Source organism: Roseomonas sp. HF4, from assembly GCF_005222755.1.
Taxonomy (GTDB): domain Bacteria; phylum Pseudomonadota; class Alphaproteobacteria; order Acetobacterales; family Acetobacteraceae; genus Neoroseomonas.
Genome location: NZ_STGD01000011.1, coordinates 191,157 through 211,124 on the forward strand (window position 1 = coordinate 191,157; position 19,968 = coordinate 211,124).

Sequence of the window (19,968 nt, forward strand, 5' to 3'; positions counted from 1 at the left end):
GGGCCCACACGACCCGACGTGACGACCGAATCCCCCCTTCTCCGACGCTTCGTGTTCCTGGCGCTTGCCCTCGCCATCACGGCGGGGCTCGTGGCGCTGGCGGTCGCCGTGCTGGCGCCCGACGGCTGGACGGTGGCCGAGGCGCTGATCCTGCTCTGCTACCTCGGGACCGTGCCCTGGAGCGCGCTGTCGGCCGCCAATGCGCTGGTCGGGCTCGTCATCCTGCTCGGCGCGCGCGACCCGCCCGCGGCCGTGCTGCCCGCGTTGCGCGCGGCCCGGCCCGGTCCGCCGCAGGGGCGCACCGCCATCGCCATCTGCGTGCGCAACGAGGACATGGCGGCCGTCCTGCCGCCGCTCGGCCGGCTGATGGACGGCCTGCCGGCAGCGCATTTCGATCTCTGGGTGCTGTCCGACACGCCGGACGGCGCCGCCGCCGAGGCCGAGGCCGCCGCCTTCCACGCCTTCGCCGCCGGCCGCCCGAACGCGCATTACCGTCGCCGCGTCGGGAACGAGGGGTTCAAGGCGGGCAACGTGATGGACTTCCTCGACCATCATGCGGACGGGCTCGACCACTTCCTCTGCCTCGACGCCGATTCCGAGATGACGCCGGAGGCCGTGCTGCGCCTGGTTGCCTGCATGGAGGCCGACCCGCGGCTTGCGATCCTGCAGCAGCTGATCCACGGCCGCCCGGCAACCGCCGCCTTCCCCCGGCTTTTCCAGTTCGGCATGCGCCAGGGCATGCGCGCCTGGGCCACCGGCCAGGCCTGGTGGCAGGGTGACGAGGGGCCCTACTGGGGCCACAACGCGCTGATCCGCATCGCACCCTTCCGTGACCTCTGCCGGCTCGAACCCCTGCCGGACGGCTCCCGCATCCTGAGCCACGACCAGGTGGAGGCAACGCGCCTGCACGCCGCCGGCTGGAAGGTCCGCGTGCTGCCCGACGACACCGGCAGCGCCGAGGGCAACCCGCCCACCTTCGGGGATTTCGTCACGCGGGACCTGCGCTGGGCGGGGGGCAACATGCAGTATCTCGCGCTGCTGCGCCTGCCGGGGCAGACCCTGATGGCGCGCTGGCAGCTGGTGCAGGCGATCCTGCTGTTCCTCGGCGCGCCGCTCTGGTGCGCGATCCTGCTGCTGGCGGGGGTGAATGCCCTGACCGGCGGTGGCGCGGCCACGCCGACCGGCCTGCTGGTCGCGCTGCTCGCAGCGACCTGGGCCTGCCACTACGCGCCGAAGCTCGCCGGCTATGCCGAGGTGCTGTTGAAGCCGGCGCTGGCCGACCGCTACGGCGGGCGCGCTGCCTTCGCGCGCGGCGCGGCGGCCGAGATCCTGTTCACCACGCTGATGGAACCCGCGCGGCTGATGGCGCAGACGCTGTTCCTGCTGGCGCTGCCCTTCGGGATCAAGGTCGGCTGGGTGCCGCAGAACCGCGCCGACCGCGGCGTCGCCTGGGCCGACGCGGCGCGGCAGTTCTGGCCGCCGACGCTGGCCGGCGCGGTGCTCGTCGTGCTCTTCGCCGCTGCCTCGCCGCTCGCGCTGCTGCTCGCGGCGCCGGTGCTGGCGTCCCTGTTGCTGGCCATTCCCTTCGCGGTCGTGACGGCCGACAGGGATGTCTCGGCGCGGTTGCGGGCGGCGGGGGTGTGCGCGCTGCCCGAGGAACTCCCGGCGCGGCCGCGCCAGGGCGATATCCGTTCGGATGGGTTCATCTGACCGCGCGTCGGCGTCCGAAGTCCATGGAGCATGGGCGATCCTGTGGCCGCTTGGGCGCTGTTCCGAGCTCGTAACCTTTTCCGGGCCGCCATTCGGGCGTCGATCCGCGATCCAGGCCGATGGCCTTGGCCCCGACGGGAACGACGGCGGTGGCGTGCCGGCGCGACGATGCAGCCCGGGCGGGGATCAAGCCGGTGGCGCCAAGGCACCGGGCCCGAGGCTGGCGCGCCTTTCCGGGTGACCCGGGCCAGGACGGGCGCGACCTGCGTCGGCAGGCCGCCATCGCCGGCGCGCTCGACAGCGCATTTGCCCGGTGAGCCTGGTCGAGACCCGACCCGAGGAGCGACGTGGTGCCGGGTGAGGGATTTGAACCCCCGACCTTCTGATTACAAATCAGCTGCACTACCACTGTGCTAACCCGGCCCGCGGATCACTTGGCCATGCCGGCGGAATAGCGTTCCTCCGCGGATGGTGTCGAGTCACGCGCGACGGCTGCCAGCCTTGTCAGGCGGCGGCCCGTGGCGGGCCCGAGGATTGCCGCACCACCAGCTCGATCGGCAGTTCCGTCACGCGCGGCACATCCTCCCCCGCCAGCCGCGCCAGGACCTTGCGCGCCGCCGCCGCACCGATCCGCGCCGTCGGGATATGCACCGTGGTCAGCGCGGGCGACAGGTGCGCCGCCATCTCCAGGTTGTCGATGCCGACGACCGACAGGTCGCCCGGCACCGAAAGGCCCCGCGCCTGCGCCTCCACCAGGCAGCCGACGGCAAGCTGGTCGATGCCGCAGACGATCGCGGTCGGCGGCTCCGCCAGCGAGAGCAACGCCGAACATCCGGCACGCCCGCCGCCGAGGGTGAAGTCCTGCTCGCTGACGCGCCATTCCGGCAGGTCGAGCCCGCGCGCCGCGAGCGCCGCTCGCACGCCTTCGAGCCGCGCGCGCTGGCGGTCGTTGAACCGCGTGATGCCGCAGACCACGCCGAGGCGCGTATGGCCGAGGCCGATCAGGTGTTCCGCGGCCAGGCGGCCTGCCGCGCCGTTGTCCACGACCACGGCGTCGAAGCGCGGGTCCTCGCACCAGGTCAGGACGACGGGCACGCCAGCGCCCGCGAGCAGCGGCCACGCGTCGGGCGCGCGCTGCGCGCCCACCAGCATCAGCCCGTCCACGCCGCGGGACAGCAGCCCGCGGATGACCGCCGCCTCCGTCTCCGGGTGGAAGTCGGATGAGGCGACGAGCAGGTGCCGCCCGGCTTCGGCCAGCGTCGTCTGCATGGCCTGCAGGCAACGCGAGAAGATCGCGTTGTCGAGCGACGGCACCACCGCGGCGATGCCCGCATCCCCGGCGGCGCGCGCACCGGACCCGGGCCAGGCGCCGCCGAGTTCCGCGACGGCGGCGCGCACGCGGTCGCGCGTGGGCGCGCTGACGATGGCCGGCTGCGACAACGCGCGGGAGGCGGTGGCCACCGACACGCCGGCGGCCGCCGCGATCTCGGCCAGCCGGGGTCGGTTGCGACGGGACATACGGCGCATCCTGGCAGAAATGAAAAATCTTTCAACAGCTTTGGCTTGGTGAGGTGGGGAATTCAGTTTGACACGTCAGTCACGGCGTGAAATCGTTTTGAAAATTTTCTGAGAATAATGCGTCCAGGGAGACGTCGTCCGTTGCAGAAACCCGTGCGCCAAGCGCGTGCAGAACCCGCCGCCGCCCTCGGCCTACCTCACGGACGAGATCCTGCGACGGATCGCGGCCGACGCGACGCGCGCGAAAGATGCGCGCCGCGGCGCCACGGCGCCGGCCCGCAAAGGACAGCAGGGCGGATGCCCCCAAGGGATTGCAGTCATGGCCATTGAGTATCTGAAGCGCGCGGCGAGAACCCCCGAGGACACGACCGGGGAGGCGCGGCCCGTCGTGGAATCGATGCTGGCCGACATCGCCGCGCGCGGCGAGGCGGCAGTGCGCGACCACGCCGCGAAGCTGGACAAGTGGCACGGCGAGGTCCTGGTCACCGCCGAGGAGGCCGAGCGCCGCGCCGCCGAGGTGCCGGAAGGCCTGCGCCGCGACATCGACTTCGCCGTCGACCGCGTGCGCCGCTTCGCCGAGGCCCAGCGCGACAGCGTTCGCGACTTCGAGGTGGAGATCTCGCCCGGCGTCATCGCCGGCCAGAAGCTCGTGCCGATGGCGGTGGCGGGATGCTACGTGCCGGCCGGGCGCTACGCGCACATCGCCTCGGCCTACATGGGCGTGGCCACCGCCAAGGCGGCCGGCGTGCCGACCGTGATCGCCTGCTCCGGCCCGCGCGGCGCCGCCGGCATCCATCCCGCGGTGCTCTATGCGCTGCGTCGCGCAGGGGCGGATGCGATCCTGACGCTGGGCGGCGTGCAGGCGGTGGCCACGCTCGCGCACGGGCTCTTCACCGGCAAGCCGGCCGACATCGTGGTCGGGCCGGGCAACAAGTTCGTCGCGGAGGCGAAGCGCCAGCTCTACGGCAAGGTCGGCATCGACGTCTTCGCCGGCCCGTCGGAAGTGGCCGTCATCGCCGACGGCACCGCCGACCCGGAGGTGGTCGCGGTGGACCTGGTCGCGCAGATGGAGCACGGCCACGAAAGCCCGGGCTGGCTCATCGCGACCGACCGCGCGCTGGCCGAGGCGGTGATGGCGCGCGTGCCGGACCTCGTCGCCGCCCTGCCGCCCACCGCGCGCGACGCCGCCGCCGCCGCCTGGCGCGACTTCGGCGAGGTCGTTCTCTGCACGACGCGGGAGGAGGCGGTCGAGGTCTCCGACCGCTATTGCTGCGAGCACCTTCAGGTGCAGGCGGCCGATCACGCCTGGTGGCTCGCGAACCTGCGCAACTACGGATCGCTGTTCCTCGGCGAGGAGACCACGGTCGCCTTCGGCGACAAGGCGACGGGGCCGAATCACATCCTGCCGACCAAGGCGGCGGGCCGCTATTCCGCGGGGCTGTCGGTGCACAAGTTCCTGAAGCCGCTGTCCTGGCAGCGCATGACGCGGGAGGGATCCCGCGACGTGGCGCTGGCGACCGCCCGCATCTCCCGCGCCGAGGGCATGGAGGCGCATGCGCGCTCGGCCGACATCCGGCTCGCGCGCTACTTCCCGGGCGAGGCCTTCGACCTCGGCGAACCGGTGAAGGCCTGATGCCGGAGCGCCTCCTGCTCGACCTCGGCGCGCCGCCGCCGGTGCCGGAGGAAGGCATCGCGGCGGCCGAGGCCGTGCTGCGGTCGGGCTGGACGCACCGCTACGGGGAGACGCTGGGCGATGCGTCGGAGGCCGCGCTGCTCGAGGCCGAATTCGCGGCCCATCTCGGCACGCGCTACTGCGTGGCTGTGAATTCCTGCGGCAGCGCGATGTTCCTCGCGCTGCTCGGTGCCGGCGTCCGCCCCGGCGACCGGGTGCTGATGAACGCCTTCACCCTCGCCCCGGTGCCCGGCGCCGTGGCGCATGCGGGCGCCGAGCACGTGCTGATCGAGGTGACGCCCGACCTCGTGATCGACCTCGCGGACCTCGAGCGCAAGGCCGCGGCGAGCGGCGCGCGGCACCTGCTGCTGTCGCACATGCGCGGGCACATCTGCGACATGACGCGGCTGATGGCGCTGTGCGACCGCCTCGGCATCGCGGTGATCGAGGATTGCGCGCACACCATGGGCGCGTCCTGGGCCGGCCGGCCGACCGGCACCTTCGGCCGCGCGGGCTGCTTCAGCCTGCAGGCCTACAAGCACGTCAACGGCGGCGAGGGCGGGCTGATCGCGACCGACGACGACGACATCGCGGCGCGCGCCATCCTCTATTCCGGCAGCTACATGCTCTATCGCCAGCACCGCGCGCGACCGCCGGAGGCCGCCTTCGCGCGCTGGAAGGACATGACGCCGAACTACTCGATGCGGATGTCGAACCTCGTCGCCGCCGTGGCGCGGCCGCAGGTGGCGCTGCTGGCGGAACGCGCGCGCATCTGGAACGACCGCCATGGCCGGCTCGTCGCGCTGCTCGGCGCGCTGCCCGGCATCCGACTGCCGCATCGCCCGCAGGAGGAAGCCTTCGTGCAGAGCTCCATCCAGTTCGCCGTCGCCGGGCTGGAGGGGCCAGCCTTCGCGCGCTTCCTCGCGGCCTGCCGCGCGCGCGGCGTCTACCTCAAGTGGTTCGGCGCGCGGGAGCCGGAGGGCTACACCAGCGTCTCGGGGCAATGGCGGTATCTCGCGGAGCCGCACACGCCGCCGGTGACGGAAGCGGTGCTGGAACGGCTCTGCGACATGCGCATCCCGCTGGCGATGACGGAACAGGATTGCGCGACCGTCGCGCGGATCGTGGGCGAGGAACTGGCGGAGGCGCGCACGCCATGAGCCGGCTTGCGCATCTTTTCTCGCTGGATGGCCGGGTCGCCCTCGTGACAGGCGCCAATTCGGGCATCGGCCTCGCCATCGCACGGGCGCTCGGGCTCGCGGGCGCACGGCTCGTGCTCTGCGCGCGGCGGGAGGCCGAGCTGGGCGAAGCCGCCGGCGCGCTGCGCGCGGAGGGCATCGCGGCCGAGACGGCGCCCGCGGACCTGGCGCGGCCGGACGCGGCAACGCTGGTCGCGGCGCGGCTCGGCGAACTGGGCGTCTCGCCCGACATCCTGGTAAACGCGGCAGGCGTCAATCTCCGCCAGCCCTTCGCCGAGGTCACCGCCGAGGCATTCGACCTGCACATGGCGCTGCACCTGCGCGCGCCCTTCCTGCTGGTGCAGGCCCTGGCGCCCGCGATGGCCGCGCGGGGCCGGGGCCGCGTCATCAACATCGGCTCCCTGCAATCCTTCCGCGCCTTCCCCGACAGCGCGCCCTACGGCGCGGGCAAGGGCGGCGTGGTGCAGCTGACGCGTGCCGTGGCCGAGGCCTGGTCGCCGCGTGGCGTCACCTGCAACGCCATCGCGCCGGGCTTCTTCCCGACGCCGCTGACCGCCCCGGTCTTCGCCGATGCCGGGCGCGCCGCGCGGCTTGCCGCGCAGACCTGCATCGGCCGCAACGGCGCGCTGGAGGATCTCCACGGCGCCGCCGTCTTCCTCGCCTCCGATGCCTCCGCCTATGTCACCGGCCAGGTGCTGGCGGTGGATGGCGGCTTCCTGGCCAAATGAGGCACCACCGATGAAAGCGCTCGTCCAGACCGCGCCGAACGCCCTGCTCTATCGCGACGAGCCGGACCCCGCACCGCATCCGGGGGAAGCGATCATCCGCGTCGAGGCGGTCGGCATCTGCGGCTCCGACATGCATGCGATCCACGGGCATGACGCGCGCCGCCCGGTGCCGATCATCCTGGGGCACGAGGCGGCGGGGCGCGTGCTGACCGGTCCGCTCGCGGGCCGGCGCGTCGCGGTGAACCCGCTCGTCGTGCCGCCCGACTGCCCCTTCGCGCAGGAGGGCCGGCCGCATCTCTCGCCGCGGCGCGAGATCCTCTCGATGCCGCCGCGCCCCGGCGCCTTCGCCGAGCTGCTCCGCGCGCCCGAGGAGAACCTGGTCGAGATCCCGGAGGACATGCCCGCGGCGAAGGCTGCGCTGGCCGAGCCGGTCGCGGTCGCCTTCCACGCCGTCCATCACGGCGCGCGCCTGCTCGGCCGGCCGCTGCCCGCGGCGCGGTGCCTCGTGATCGGCGGCGGCGCCATCGGCCTCGCCTCGGCGCTCGTGCTGATCCAGGCGGGCGCGGGCGAGGTCTGGCTCGTGGAGCCGAACGCCGCGCGCCGCGAGACTGCCGCCCGCGCCGGCGTCACCCTGGCCCGCGCGCCGGAGGCGGGGCCCGAGGACGGGTCCTGCGACCTGGTGCTGGATGCCGTCGGCGCCGGCGCAACGCGTGCCGCGGCAAGCCGCCTGGCGCGGCCCGGCGGCGTCATCGTCCATGCCGGCCTGCTGCCCGGCGCCGACGGCCTCGATATCCGTCGGCTGACGCTGCAGGAGATCACCTTCACCGGCACCTACTGCTACACGCCGGCCGAGTTCCGCACCGTCGTCGGCCTGCTCGCGACCGGGCGGCTCGGCGCGCTGGACTGGCTGGAGGCACGGCCGCTGGCCGAAGGCGCCCGGGCGGTCGCCGACATCGACGCCGGCGCCGTCGCGGCGGCCAAGCTCGTCCTTATCCCCTAGCGCGACAGGAACGCCACATGCGCAAGCCCAACGTGCTCCTCGTGATGGCCGATCAGCTGACGGCCGGCGTGCTGCCCGCCTACGGAAACAAGGTCGCGAAGACGCCGCACATCGACGCGCTCTGCGCGCGCGGCACGGTGTTCGGCAATGCCTACTGCAACTTCCCGATCTGCGCGCCGTCGCGCGCATCGATGCTGACGGGCCGGCGCGCGACCAGCATCGGCGCCTTCGACAACGGCGCGGACTTCCCGTCCTCCACGCCCACGCTGATGCATCACCTTCGGCTCGAGGGCTATCGCACCATCCTCGCGGGCAAGATGCACTTCGTCGGGCCCGACCAGCTGCACGGCTACGAGGAACGGCTGACGACGGACATCTACCCGTCGGACTTCACCTGGACGCCGGACTGGCATGCGCCCGGGCCGCCGGCCTCCGGCGCGCGCATGAGCCTGCTCGGCGTGGTGGAGGCCGGGCTCTGCGCGCGCAGCCTTCAGCTCGACTACGACGAGGAGGTCGCGCATGTCGCCGGGCGCAAGCTGTTCGACCTCGCGCGGGATACCGACAAGCGGCCGTTCTGCATGACCGTGTCCTTCACCCATCCGCACAACCCCTTCGTCACTACGCGCGACTACTGGGACCGCTACGACCCGGCGGAGATCGACATGCCGGCGGTGGGGCCCATCCCGTTCGAGGACCAGGACGGCCGCAGCCGCCGCCACTACCTGCTGACGCGGTCGGACGAGCACGACGTGACGCCCGACCGGCTGCGGAACGCCCGCCACGCGTACTACGCGATGACCAGCTACATCGACGACAAGCTTGGGCAGCTGATGGCCACGCTCGAGGCAGCCGGCCTCGCCGAGGACACGATCGTGATCTTCACCTCGGACCACGGCGAGATGCTCGGCGAGCGCGGCATGTGGTTCAAGATGTGCCTGTTCGAGGGCTCGGTGCGCGTGCCCATGGTCATCGCCGGACCCGGCTGGCCGCAGGGCGAGGCGAAGGCGGAGAACGTGTCGCTGCTCGACCTGGCGCCGACCATCCTGGCGCAGGCCGCGCAGGCGCCGCGCGCCACCGCCTTCGAGGGGCGGGACCTGCTGCCGCTGGCCAAGGGCGAGGCGCCGGACTGGCCGGAGGACGTGCTGTGCGAATACACCGCCGAGGGCTGCGACGAACCCTGGTACATGCTGCGGCGCGGCGCGCGGAAGATGATCTGGAGCGAGGCACACGGCCCGCAGCTCTTCGACCTCGCCGCGGACCCGCACGAGGCCCGCAACCTGGCCGCGCTGCCCGAGCATGCGGCGGAGGTGGCGACGCTGGTCGCCGCGATCCGCGCCTATTGGGACGTCCCGGCGGTCAACGCAGCCGCATGCGCCAGCCAGAGGCGCCGCCACCTGTTGCGCACCGCGCTCGCGCAGGGCCAGCGGCCGCCCTGGGACTGGCAGCCGCCGAGTGACGCCGCGAAGCAGTACGTCCGCAGCGGCGACAGCCCGACGCTGACCAAGATCAGGTCCCGCCTTCCCTTCATGCCGCCCGTGCCGCTCGACCATCCCCGCCGCGAGGAGGACGAATCATGACCATGCAACGCCGCGCGCTGCTGTTCGCCGCCACCGCCGTCGCCGCCCCCATGGCCGCGCGGGCGCAGGGCTTCCCGAACCGCCCGGTGCGGATGGTCATTCCCTTCCCGCCGGGCGGCGTGGTGGACACCGTCGCGCGCATGATCACGACCCCGCTGTCGGAGGCGCTCGGCCAGCCGATCGTGGTCGAGACCCGGCCCGGGGCGGGCGCCACGATCGGCACCGCCGCGGTCGTGAACGCGACGCCGGACGGCCACACGATCCTTTTCACCTCGGCCGCCATCGCCTCGGCGCCCGCCACGGTGGCGAACCTGAGCTACGATGCCATGCGGGACCTCGCGCCGCTCAGCCTGCTCGGCGACGTGCCCCTGGTGCTGACCGCCTCGCCGCAGCTGGCGGCGGACAGCATGGCGGGGCTGCTCGCGGCGGCGCGCAGCCGGCCCGGCGCCATCACCTTCGCGACGCCGGGCAACGGCACGCCCATCCACCTCGCCATGGAACTGCTCAAGCGCGAGGCGCGCATCGACCTGGTGCATGTGCCCTACCGGGGCTCGCCGATCCCGGACGTCCTGGCGGGCCGCGTGGACCTGCACATGGACAGCGCGCCGGGCGCGGTGGCGCGCGGGCGCCAGGGCCAGGTGAAGCTGCTCGGCATCGCGACGCCGGCGCGCATCGCCGCGCTTCCCGACCTTCCCGCCATCGCGGAGACGGTGCCCGGCTACAACGCGACCACCTGGTTCGCCTTCTTTGCGCCGGCACGGGTGCCGGCCGCGAACCTGGCTCGGCTGAGCGAGGCGCTGATTGCGGTGACCTCGCGCCCCGCGCTGCGGGCTGCGCTCGCGGATCAGGGCGTGGAGGTGCAGGCCGCCGGGCCCGAGGTTCTGGGCCGGCTGCTGCGATCCGACACCGAGCGGATGGGCGCGATCGCCCGTTCCGTCGGCGCGCGACTGGACTGACCGCGCCTGCCGGAGGCGCACTCCGGGAAGGGGGGTCGCGCCTCGCGGGACAGAGCACGTGCCGCGTTGGAGCCGCGCCCGGGCCGGAGGCGCGGCGGCGCCATGTCGCCGTGACGGGCATCCGTTCCGCCATCCGCCCGCGCCACGCCGGCGCGAGCCCGGCCACCGCGCCGACCGGCAGGCGCAAGGGGCCGCCGCCATGCGCGCCGGCGGCGTCGACCAGGGTGCCGAGCGGGGCGCCCAGGCGCCGACCGGACACCCCGCGGCGCTGCGGCCGTGGTATCGAATGCCGCCATGACGCGACGAGCCATGGCGCCCGCCCGGGGCGCCGCACCCAAGCGGAGGACCGGCACCGGCCCGGTCGGAGGGTTTCGCGCTGCCATTCGCGGGATCGGGGGCGCCCCGGCGCGACACCTCCTTGGCTGACCCCGGCCCCGCCGACCCGCCCTTCCGCGCCTTCGCGGAGGATGTCCGCGCAGAGGCGCCGCTGCGCGCGCGCATCACCGCCGCCTGCCGCCGCGCGGAGGAGGCCTGCCTTCCGCCGCTGATCGCCGCCGCTGCCCTGCCCGTAGCACAGGCCGCCGCCGCCGAGGCCACGGCGCGGCGCCTCGTCGGCGCGCTGCGCGCCAAGGGCAGCCGCGGCGGCGTCGAGGGGCTGATCCAGGAATTCGCGCTGTCGAGCCAGGAAGGCGTCGCGCTCATGTGCCTGGCCGAGGCGCTGCTCCGCATCCCGGACACCGCCACGCGCGACGCGCTGATCCGCGACAAGCTCGCCGACGGGGACTGGCGCTCGCATATCGGCCACAGCCCCTCGATCTTCGTCAATGCCGCGACCTGGGGGCTGATGGTCACCGGGCGGCTGGCTTCGACCGGCACCGAGCCGGGCCTCGGCGCGGCACTGACACGGCTGATCGCGCGCGGCGGCGAGCCCATCATCCGCAAGGGCGTCGACCTCGCCATGCGCATGATGGGGGAACAGTTCGTCGCCGGCGAGACGATCGCCCAGGCGCTGGCCAACAGCCGCCGCCCGGAGGCGCGCGGCTTCCGCCATTCCTACGACATGCTGGGCGAGGCAGCGCTGACCGCGGCCGACGCCGCCCGCTACCTCGCGGCCTATGAGGATGCGATCGAGGCCATCGGTCGAGCCTCGGACGGGCGCGGCATCCACGACGGCCCCGGCATCTCGATCAAGCTATCCGCGCTGCATCCGCGGTATACGCGCGCCCAGCGCGCGCGTGTCATGGCCGAGTTGCTGCCGCGGCTGCTCGCCCTCGCGGCCAGGGCACGGCGGCACGACATCGGGCTGAACATAGACGCGGAGGAGGCCGACCGGCTCGACCTCTCCCTCGACCTGCTGGAGGCGCTCTGCGTCGCGCCGGAGCTGCGCGGCTGGGACGGCATCGGCTTCGTCGTGCAGGCCTACCAGAAGCGGGCGCCCTTCGTGCTCGACTGGCTGATCGACCTGGCGCGCCGCAGCGGCCATCGTCTGATGGTCCGCCTGGTGAAGGGCGCCTACTGGGACAGCGAGATCAAGCGCGCGCAGGTGGACGGGCTGGAGGACTTCCCCGTCTTCACGCGCAAGGTCCACACGGATGTCTCCTACCTCGCCTGCGCGCGGAAGCTCCTGGCGGCGCCGGATGCGGCCTTCCCGCAGTTCGCGACGCACAACGCGCAGACGCTGGCGGCGATCCACGCCATGGCGGGCAGCGACTTCCACCCCGGACAGTACGAGTTCCAGTGCCTGCACGGCATGGGCGAGCCGCTGTACGAGGAGGTCGTCGGCCGCGGCGGGCTGGACCGCCCCTGCCGCATCTACGCGCCCGTCGGTACGCATGAGACGCTGCTCGCCTACCTGGTGCGGCGGCTGCTCGAGAACGGCGCGAACACCTCCTTCGTCAACCGTATCCACGACCCGGCGGTGCCGGTCGACCTGCTTGTCGCCGACCCGGTGGCGGAGGCGCGCGCCATCCTGCCGCCCGGCGCGCCACATCCGCGCATCCGCGCCCCGCGCGACCTGTTCGCCCCCGAACGCGCGAATTCCGCCGGGCTCGACCTCACGAGCGAGCGCACGCTCGCGGTTATTGCCGAGGCCGCCCTGCTGGGCGCCGCCACGCCCGTCGCTGCCGAACCGCTGATCGCCGAGGGGCCGGTTGCAGGAACGCCGCGCGAGATCCGCAACCCGGCCGACCGCGATGACCTCGTCGGCACGGTGCGGGATGCGACGCCGGAGGCCGTCGCCGCCGCGCTGCGCCACGCGGCGGCGGCAGCGCCGGCCTGGGCCGCGATGCCCCCGGCGGCGCGCGCCGCCTGCCTCGATGCCGCGGCCGGGCTGATGGAGGCGCGCATGCCCGCGCTGCTCGGCCTCATCGTGCGGGAAGCCGGGAAGTCCTTCCCCAACGCCGTGGCCGAGGTGCGGGAGGCGGTGGATTTCCTGCGCTACTACGCCGCGCAGGTCAGGCGCGGGTTCGACAACGCGACGCATCGCCCGCTCGGCGTCGTCGCCTGCATATCGCCCTGGAACTTCCCGCTCGCGATCTTCACGGGGCAGGTCGCGGCGGCGCTCGCCGCCGGCAACGCCGTGCTGGCCAAGCCGGCCGAGGAGACGCCGCTGGTCGCGGACCTCGCCGTGCGGGTGCTACACGAGGCCGGCGTGCCGCGCGGCGCGCTGCAATGCCTACCGGGCGACGGCGCGGTCGGCGCCGCGCTGGTCGGCGACGCGCGCATCCATGGCGTGATGTTCACCGGTTCGACCGAGGTCGCGCGGCTGATCGCGCGCAGCCTCGCGGGGCGCCTCGGCCCCGATGGGCTGCCCGTGCCGCTGGTGGCCGAGACCGGCGGGCAGAACGCGCTGGTGGCGGACAGCTCCGCCCTGCCCGAACAGGTGGTGGCGGACGTGCTGGCCTCCGCCTTCGACAGCGCCGGGCAGCGCTGCTCGGCGCTGCGCGTCCTGTGCCTGCAGCGCGACATCGCCGACCGCGTGCTCACGATGCTCAGGGGCGCAATGGCGGAACTCGCCACCGGCAGGCCGGACCGGCTCTCGACCGATATCGGGCCGGTGATCACGGCCGAGGCGCGCGACGGCATCCTCGCGCATGTCGACGCGATGCGCGCACGCGGCCGACCGGTCCATGCGCTGCCGCTGCCCGCGGACTGCGCCAGGGGAACCTTCGTGGCGCCGACACTGATCGAAATCGAGCGCATGGGCGATCTCGGGCGCGAGGTGTTCGGCCCCGTGCTGCACGTGCTGCGCTTCGACCGCGACGGGCTCGACGCGCTGCTCGGCGACATCGCCGCCACCGGCTATGCGCTGACCTTCGGCGTGCATTCGCGGATCGACGAGACCATCGCGCATGTCACGGCCCGCGCCGCCGCGGGCAATCTCTACGTCAACCGCAGCCTGATCGGCGCTGTCGTCGGCGTGCAGCCCTTCGGCGGGCATGGCCTGTCGGGCACGGGGCCCAAGGCGGGCGGGCCGCTCTACCTGCGCCGCCTGCTCGCCCACGCGCCGGCGGAGCCGCCGCTGCCGCCGGCGCCCGCCCCGATGGCAGCCGCGCTCGCCTGGCGGGACTGGCTCGCGGCCGGTGGCCATGTGGCGGCGGCCGGCCGCTGCGCGGAACAGGCGCGCCGCGCGCGCGTCGGGCTCGGCCTCGACCTGCCGGGGCCGGTGGGCGAGGCCAACCACTACCTGCTCGAACCGCGCGGCGCGCTGTTCTGCGTCCCGGAGACGGCGCCCGGGCTTTTCGCGCAGGTCGGTGCCGCGCTGGCCACGGGCAATGCCGCGCTGGTCGCGGCCACGGCCGCGCTGCGCCCCCTTCTGGCGGGGCTGCCGGCCGCGCTGGCCGGACGCGTGCGCCTGGTGGAGCCGTCGCAGGCGGCGCCATGCGCGGCCGTGCTGGCGGAGGCGACGGGCGATGCGCTGCAACGCCTCTGCCGCGACATCGCGGCCCTCGACGGGCCGGTCCGGCCGGTCTTCGCGGCGCGCGACGGCGACTACCCGCTCGAGTTCCTGCTCGCCGAGCGCAGCATCAGCACCAACACGGCCGCGGTCGGCGGCAACGCCAGCCTGATGGGCATCGGGTGATCGCGACGCCCGCGGACCGGCGCTCGCCTGGAGCAGCGCGCGATAGGATGGAACAGCCGCGCGGTTCCGCCGATCGGGCACAAGCTCGTCTGGAACATATGTTTTCCGGAGCAAGAAATCCGATCAGATGATTCCATCTGATCGGATATTGCTCTAGCCGAGGCTGAACGCCTCGTTGATCGCGCTCTTCACGCCGCCGCCCATCTGCGGCCCGCCGCCGGCGACGTAGATCGCGTCCCCGATCACCACCGCACCCATGCCATGCCGCGGGGTCAGCATCGGCGCGTAGGATTCCCAGGTATTCGTCGCGGGGTCGTAGGCCTCGTTCTGGCCATAGACGCGGTTCGTGCCCTCGCCGCCCATGCAGAAGATGCGGTCGCGGTACCAGACGCAGCCATGGCCCGAGCGCGCGGTCGGGATCGGGGCGCGGAAGGTCCAGGCGTCGCCGCGCGGATCATAGGTGTGGTGCAGGTTAGAATTGGTGTGGAAGCTGTCCACGCGGCCGGCGATCAGGTGGATCACGCCGTTGACTGCGACGACGCCGGCATGGTCGCGCCCGAGCGGCATCGGCTGGCGCCGCGAATAGCGGTCGGTGCGCGGGTCGTAGACCAGGTGCCAGTCGATCGAGCGCCGGTTGTCCGAGCCGATGGCGCCGCCGATGATGTGGATGACCTCGCCGAGCGAGACGCAGGCCATGGCGCCGCAGGCCTCGGGCAGGCGGCGCAGCGTGTGCCACCGCTGCCCGTCGAAGGCATAGGCGCCGTCATGCGGCGTACGGTTCTGTTCGAGGAAGCCGCCGAACGCGTAGAGACGGCCGCCATGCGCCACGACGCCGACATGGTTGGCGCCGCGCGGCAGCTGCGGCAATTCCTCCCAGCGGTCGGCGACGGCGTCGTAGGCGTGGTGGTAGGGGCGGTCGACGCGCTGTTCCGCATAGCCGCCGACCAGGTGCATCCGCCCCCGATACTCGACCGCCCAGGCCATCTCGGTACGCGGCACCGGCAGCGGCGACAGCGCGCGCCAGGCACCCTGCCGCGCGGCGCGCGGCGCGGGGCTCTCGGTCACCGCATGCGCGTGGTGCAGGTCCGGCAGGTCCACGCGGCCGGGCTGGTTCAGGCGCTCGAACTGCCCGGCCTGGTGCTGGTGGACGTTGCCCTGCGCCAGGGCAGGCCCAGCGGCCAGCACAACGCTGCCCGCGAGCAGGTGGCGTCTGGGGATGGGCATGGGCGGCGGTCTCCGTCGTCCCTCGATGGCGGGCGCGTCCCGGGCCGGGAAGGACGTGCAGCCGCATCATGGCCGGGACGGGACGGTTTGCCAGAGGAAAACGGCGGCGGCCCGGCAGGGCTGCGGCATCGCCGCGCAGCCATCGGTGGCGGTGCCGATGCCCGCGCCCGCGGCGCCTGAAGGAAGCCGATGGCGATCAGGCGCGGCGATTGCCCATCGGAACTAGCCGCACGCCGAGCAGGTCATCAGTCCCCGCTTCTCCCGCGCCGGTTCGATCGCATAGCCGCAGCGCATGCAGTTCGCGCCTTCGTCGCCGGCATCGAAGGGATCGGCGACGCGCCTCGATGGCCTGCGCGCCCCTGCTCCAAGCGCCGCGACAGCGGATACCGCGGGCGGGTCGGCCCGAACCGGCATGTCGGCCGCGGGGTGAACCGCCGTCGGCCGCCAGGCAGGCATCACATGGGTCGTCGGCTTCGCCGCCTCGCGTCCCGCCGGAGCGGCATCGCCCGGGAGTCCGGCGGGCGGCCGTGCCGGAAACCCTTTCTCCCATGTCGCGGCGCGATCGGTGGACGTCGGGCGCCTGGCCTGGCCTGCCGTTGTCGGCGCCCCGCCGGATCGCACATGCACGACCTCGACCACCCGGCTGCCGGTGGCCCCGCCACGCCGCGGAATCGTGAGCGTCTCGCGCCGATCGCCGGGCACGGGCTTGTCGTCCCTGAAGCGGGCGAAGACGTGGTCCTTGTCGTCCATGGACGTCCAGTATTGCGAGGTGGGGCTTCGCGAATGCGGCACGATGAACCCTGGTAGGCGATCAACGGTCCGCGCGCGCACAACAATTGCCGAGTCGGCCGGATAACTCAAATCCGGCCGTGGCGACTAAAAAAGGCATTTTCGTTTCAAGGACTTAAGGTTGAGGCCAGATCGGCGCGTCTTCGAGCTCTCGCCGGACTCGGCAGCCGGGCCGCGGCGGTGGCGGCGCCGTCCAACTGCCGGGGTCGCGTCCCGATCGAGGCTCGCCCGACACGTGTCCGCCGGGCCGACCTGACCCCGGAAGCGGTCCGCCGGTGATGCAGTACGGCGGCAGGGATGGACGGTCGTGGGATGGGGCCGAAGAAGGCGCGCACGCCGGAGAAGACCGTAGCGAAGCGGCCGCGGGCGGTAGTGCAGGTCGGCCAGGGCAAGACGGTGGCCGAACCACCCCGCCGGCCTCAGACGTTGATCTGCGGCCAGTTGCCGTTGGCGCGGCGCAGGAGGTTCGCCCGGTCCGCCTGCCACATCCGCAGCACCGCGGCGTTGAAGATGACGTAGAGCTTGCCGTCCTGGATCTCCCAGCCATTCAACGGGTCGACGTCGAACAGCTTTCCGTTGGCCATGCCCCAGGCGCAAAAGCCGCCGAACTGTGGCGCGAAGCGGGTGGGTTCACGGCGGAAGGCCTCCATGCTCGCGGTGGAGGCGAAGCGCCAGACGCCGCCGCTCCATGCGAAGCTGTGCGCCTCTTCGCCCATCATCGCGGTGCCGCGGGTGAAGTATGCGACAGCGTCGTACCCCTTCAGGGCCTGGCCGGCATGCATCTGGTTGATGGTTCCGCCCGTGCGGGACTGCGCGAGCGCGAGGGAGGAGCCCCCGAGGGACGCGGCGGCAAGGCCGCCGAGCATGAGGCGGCGGTCGATCGTGATGGTCATCGTTTCTTCTCCTGTCCGTGCAAGGATCGTCGTTCACGCGGGGAGAACCTGCACCGCCGCGCTGCCTCGATCGGGAAGTCCACATCGGTGGCGAACACCTCGTTCACGTCGTCGGTGAACGTGTCTCCTCGTGCCCCTCGGGGAACTCGGCGCGGTTCCGCCAGCGGCCGTCCTCGGTGTTGGCCCGCGCCACGTGTGCGGGGGCGGGGCCGTTCCGGGCTTCCTCCGCCGCGCGCACCTTCAGGGTCGCGCTTTCGCGGCTGAAGGGCGGCAGCGGGGGCGGGTCTCGTCGGTCATGCTGCGGCCCGCCTCAGGCGGCGTAGTCGAAATCGGCCGGCAGCCAGGTGCGCGCGCTGCCCGAGCGGATGATGCGCCCGACGCCGGGGAAGGGCATGTGCGTCGCGGCGAGCGGCGCGCCCTCGGCGGCCGCCTGGTCGAAGAAGCGCGCGCGGGAGGCATCCGCCGCCGCGCGGTCCTGTTCGAACAGGATGCCGATGCCCGGATGCGCCGGATGCAGGCCGGGGTGGAACAGCATGTCGGAGACCAGCAGCAGGCTCTGGCCGCCATCCTCGATGCGCACGCCGACCTGGCCAGGCGTATGGCCGGCGAGGTCGAAGGTGGTCACACCGGGGATGATGCTGCGCGCACCGTCCACGCGCTGCAGGCGCGGATAGAGCCGCACCAGCTCGGAGGCCGCCTGGAAGGAGCTTTTCAGCAGGTCCGGCGCGGCGGCGGCCTTGGCGGGGTCGGTGAAGTGCGCGACGTCACGCCGGTCGGCGAAGACCTCGGCGTTCGGGAAGACGCGGCGGCCGCCGGCCACGAGCCCGGCGATATGGTCCACATGCAGGTGCGTGGCGATCACGGCCTCCACCTGCGCGGGCTGCACGCCCGCCGCTGCGAGCGCCTGCGGCAGGCGGCCACTCGTCGGGCTGACCGTGCCGGCCGGGCCGGCATCCACCAGCACGGTGTGGCGGCCGTCGCGGATCAGCCACTGGGTGAAGCCGGACCGCACGCCCGTGGGCCGCGCGATGTGCAGGCCGCGCGCCGCGCCCTCCAGCGCATCCGGCGCGATGCCGGTGAACACCGCATACGGGAAGTCGATGTAGCCATCGAGCAGGAAGGTCACCTCGAAGCGCCCGACGCGCCGGCGGATGACGGGCGACGGCGCGGCGGGCGTCGCGGCGGCGGCGATGGTGACGGCGGCCGGGCTTGCGCCCAGCAACGGCGCGGCGAGCAGGGCGTTGCCGAACAGGCGGCGGGAGAGCAGCGGCATGGGCGGGATCCTTCCGGGCGGTGCCGCGCATTGCGGTGCCGGGAAGATCGCGCCGCGGCGGCGCCTGCGGAATGCGCGGCGCCGGAAACACTCTCTTTCGTCCGCGACAATGATCAGGCCAGCGCGGCCTCAAGATGAACGGCGAGATCGGTGGTCAGGCGCGCACGCAGCCGCGGCGCGGCGAGGTCGAGGAAGGCGCGCACCTTCGGCGCCACCAGCCGCGCCTGCGGCGTGACCAGGTGGACCGGCACCGCGGACGCGGTGAACGGGGCGAGCAGCGGCACAAGCCGCCCTTCGCGAATCGCGCCGGCCACCATGTAGCAGAGCGCGACGGTGATGCCCTCGCCCGCCTCGGCGGCGGCGATGGCGGCGGCCGCGTCGTTCAGCTCGAACCGCGGCGCGAGGCGCAGCGCCGCGCTGCGCCCGTCCTGCATGAAGCGCCATTCGCGATTGGGCATCAGGCCGGTGAAGCCGATCACCTCGTGCAGCCGCAGATCGGCCGGCGTGGACGGCATGCCGCGGCGCGCGAGGTAGTCGGGGCTCGCGACCAGCAGCCGCCGCACGCGTCCGACCGCGCGCGCGACAAGGCTCGAATCCGGCAGATCGGCGATCCGCACCGCGATGTCCACGCCCTCCTCGATGAGGTTCACCTGCCGGTCGAGCATGAGCAGGGAGACGGTGACGCGCGGATTGGCGCGCAGATACTCCGCGACCACGGACGCCACCGCATGTCGCCCGAAGGAGACGGAGGCGGTGACCGTCAGTTGCCCCGTCGGCAGCGCCAATTCGCCGGTGGCGGCCTTCTCCGCCTCGTCGATCTCCTGCAGGAGGGTGCGTGCCCGTTCCAGGAAGCGCAGGCCTGCTTCGGTCGGCGCGACGCTGCGCGTCGTGCGGTTCAACAGGCGCACGCCGAGGCGTTCCTCCAGCGCGGCCACGGCGCGCGTGACGACCGGCGGCGAGAGGTGCAGTCGCGCGGCGGCCTTGGCGAAGCCGCCGGTCTCGGCGACCGTGACGAAGATCTCCATGCTCTGCAGACGGTCCATCGTCGCCCCGCACACCCCGGGCACGGAGCCTGCGCCATTGCGCCACGGGGAACAATCTCTCGCCGATGGCGTGCATTGGCGCCGCCGGCGTCGGGAGCAGCTTCATCGGCGCGGTGCTGGACCCGACCAACACCGAGAACGGTGTCTGGGCGGACACCGCCTATCGCAGCAGGGCCCGTGTGGAAGTGAAGTTGAAGTTGACCCGGTTTCGTGGACACCCCGAGGCTTGAGACGGAGGTGTTCGAGATGCCGAGATTCAGAGTGCCCTACCCGCCGGAGTTCCGGCGGCAGATGGTGGAGTTGGT

General features: G+C 73.1%; 15 protein-coding genes and 1 tRNA gene. 8 read left to right on the plus strand and 8 right to left on the minus strand.

Annotated elements, in window-relative coordinates; translation table 11 throughout:
• The first annotated feature begins 18 nt into the window (after positions 1-18).
• A complete protein-coding gene (mdoH, locus tag E8M80_RS17445) occupies positions 19-1,710 on the plus strand; it encodes a glucans biosynthesis glucosyltransferase MdoH (RefSeq protein WP_137126980.1) in 1,692 nt (563 codons plus the stop codon).
• A gap of 348 nt (positions 1,711-2,058) precedes the next feature.
• Here the strand turns inward: mdoH and E8M80_RS17450 are convergent.
• Positions 2,059-2,133, minus strand: a tRNA-Thr gene (locus E8M80_RS17450).
• A gap of 81 nt (positions 2,134-2,214) precedes the next feature.
• On the minus strand, positions 2,215-3,228 hold the full coding sequence (locus E8M80_RS17455; RefSeq protein ID WP_170979477.1) for a substrate-binding domain-containing protein: 1,014 nt from the start codon (positions 3,226-3,228) through the stop codon (positions 2,215-2,217).
• 319 nt (positions 3,229-3,547) lie between these two features.
• On the opposite strand from E8M80_RS17455, the gene hisD reads away from it, so the two are divergent.
• The 7 genes from hisD to putA all read left to right on the plus strand — a co-directional run bounded on the left by hisD (position 3,548) and on the right by putA (position 14,441).
• Positions 3,548-4,861 (plus strand): histidinol dehydrogenase, encoded by a 1,314-nt coding sequence (hisD, locus tag E8M80_RS17460; protein ID WP_137126982.1) that lies wholly within the window; start codon positions 3,548-3,550, stop codon positions 4,859-4,861.
• A complete protein-coding gene (locus tag E8M80_RS17465; RefSeq protein ID WP_137126983.1) occupies positions 4,861-6,060 on the plus strand; it encodes a DegT/DnrJ/EryC1/StrS aminotransferase family protein in 1,200 nt (399 codons plus the stop codon). Before hisD ends, E8M80_RS17465 begins: the two co-directional genes overlap by 1 nt.
• Positions 6,057-6,827, plus strand: coding sequence for an SDR family NAD(P)-dependent oxidoreductase (locus tag E8M80_RS17470; protein WP_137126984.1), 771 nt, complete (start codon positions 6,057-6,059; stop codon positions 6,825-6,827). The genes E8M80_RS17465 and E8M80_RS17470 overlap by 4 nt, the downstream gene beginning before the upstream one ends.
• Positions 6,828-6,837: 10 nt before the next feature.
• Complete coding sequence (locus tag E8M80_RS17475) at positions 6,838-7,827, plus strand: alcohol dehydrogenase catalytic domain-containing protein (protein ID WP_137126985.1); 990 nt, start codon at positions 6,838-6,840, stop codon at positions 7,825-7,827.
• Between the two features lie 17 nt (positions 7,828-7,844).
• Positions 7,845-9,404 (plus strand): choline-sulfatase, encoded by a 1,560-nt coding sequence (betC, locus tag E8M80_RS17480; RefSeq protein WP_137126986.1) that lies wholly within the window; start codon positions 7,845-7,847, stop codon positions 9,402-9,404.
• Positions 9,401-10,360, plus strand: a complete 960-nt coding sequence (locus E8M80_RS17485; protein WP_137126987.1) for a tripartite tricarboxylate transporter substrate-binding protein — start codon at positions 9,401-9,403, stop codon at positions 10,358-10,360. The genes betC and E8M80_RS17485 overlap by 4 nt, the downstream gene beginning before the upstream one ends.
• Positions 10,361-10,778: 418 nt before the next feature.
• Positions 10,779-14,441 (plus strand): trifunctional transcriptional regulator/proline dehydrogenase/L-glutamate gamma-semialdehyde dehydrogenase, encoded by a 3,663-nt coding sequence (gene putA, locus E8M80_RS17490; RefSeq protein ID WP_240790094.1) that lies wholly within the window; start codon positions 10,779-10,781, stop codon positions 14,439-14,441.
• A 153-nt stretch (positions 14,442-14,594) separates the two neighbouring features.
• Here putA and E8M80_RS17495 read toward each other — a convergent pair whose 3' ends face one another.
• From E8M80_RS17495 to E8M80_RS17520, 6 genes are all read right to left on the minus strand, one after another.
• Positions 14,595-15,665 carry a kelch repeat-containing protein gene (locus tag E8M80_RS17495; protein ID WP_137126989.1) on the minus strand — a complete coding sequence of 357 codons (1,071 nt, stop codon included), beginning with the start codon at positions 15,663-15,665 and terminating at the stop codon, positions 14,595-14,597.
• Positions 15,666-15,887: 222 nt separating this feature from the next.
• Positions 15,888-16,415, minus strand: coding sequence for a hypothetical protein (locus tag E8M80_RS17500; RefSeq protein WP_137126990.1), 528 nt, complete (start codon positions 16,413-16,415; stop codon positions 15,888-15,890).
• 458 nt (positions 16,416-16,873) lie between these two features.
• Positions 16,874-17,347 carry a YHS domain-containing (seleno)protein gene (locus tag E8M80_RS17505; RefSeq protein ID WP_137126991.1) on the minus strand — a complete coding sequence of 158 codons (474 nt, stop codon included), beginning with the start codon at positions 17,345-17,347 and terminating at the stop codon, positions 16,874-16,876.
• Positions 17,348-17,450: 103 nt separating this feature from the next.
• Complete coding sequence (locus E8M80_RS17510) at positions 17,451-17,621, minus strand: DUF1348 family protein (RefSeq protein ID WP_137127014.1); 171 nt, start codon at positions 17,619-17,621, stop codon at positions 17,451-17,453.
• A gap of 36 nt (positions 17,622-17,657) precedes the next feature.
• Positions 17,658-18,620, minus strand: coding sequence for an MBL fold metallo-hydrolase (locus E8M80_RS17515; protein ID WP_137126992.1), 963 nt, complete (start codon positions 18,618-18,620; stop codon positions 17,658-17,660).
• Positions 18,621-18,733: 113 nt separating this feature from the next.
• The gene (locus E8M80_RS17520) at positions 18,734-19,663 is read right to left on the minus strand and encodes a LysR family transcriptional regulator (protein WP_137126993.1); all 930 of its coding nucleotides are present in this window, start codon (positions 19,661-19,663) and stop codon (positions 18,734-18,736) included.
• Between the last annotated feature and the right edge of the window lie 305 nt (positions 19,664-19,968).

What these genes read in the sequence shown, in the direction of transcription:
- E8M80_RS17455 (WP_170979477.1), bottom strand. Translation starts at nt 3,228, where the DNA reads ATGTCCCGTCGCAACCGACCCCGGCTGGCCGAGATCGCGGCGGCCGCC.
- hisD (WP_137126982.1), top strand. Translation starts at nt 3,548, where the DNA reads ATGGCCATTGAGTATCTGAAGCGCGCGGCGAGAACCCCCGAGGACACG.
- E8M80_RS17465 (WP_137126983.1), top strand. Translation starts at nt 4,861, where the DNA reads ATGCCGGAGCGCCTCCTGCTCGACCTCGGCGCGCCGCCGCCGGTGCCG.
- E8M80_RS17470 (WP_137126984.1), top strand. Translation starts at nt 6,057, where the DNA reads ATGAGCCGGCTTGCGCATCTTTTCTCGCTGGATGGCCGGGTCGCCCTC.
- E8M80_RS17475 (WP_137126985.1), top strand. Translation starts at nt 6,838, where the DNA reads ATGAAAGCGCTCGTCCAGACCGCGCCGAACGCCCTGCTCTATCGCGAC.
- betC (WP_137126986.1), top strand. Translation starts at nt 7,845, where the DNA reads ATGCGCAAGCCCAACGTGCTCCTCGTGATGGCCGATCAGCTGACGGCC.
- E8M80_RS17485 (WP_137126987.1), top strand. Translation starts at nt 9,401, where the DNA reads ATGACCATGCAACGCCGCGCGCTGCTGTTCGCCGCCACCGCCGTCGCC.
- E8M80_RS17495 (WP_137126989.1), bottom strand. Translation starts at nt 15,665, where the DNA reads ATGCCCATCCCCAGACGCCACCTGCTCGCGGGCAGCGTTGTGCTGGCC.
- E8M80_RS17500 (WP_137126990.1), bottom strand. Translation starts at nt 16,415, where the DNA reads ATGGACGACAAGGACCACGTCTTCGCCCGCTTCAGGGACGACAAGCCC.
- E8M80_RS17505 (WP_137126991.1), bottom strand. Translation starts at nt 17,347, where the DNA reads ATGACCATCACGATCGACCGCCGCCTCATGCTCGGCGGCCTTGCCGCC.
- E8M80_RS17515 (WP_137126992.1), bottom strand. Translation starts at nt 18,620, where the DNA reads ATGCCGCTGCTCTCCCGCCGCCTGTTCGGCAACGCCCTGCTCGCCGCG.
- E8M80_RS17520 (WP_137126993.1), bottom strand. Translation starts at nt 19,663, where the DNA reads ATGGACCGTCTGCAGAGCATGGAGATCTTCGTCACGGTCGCCGAGACC.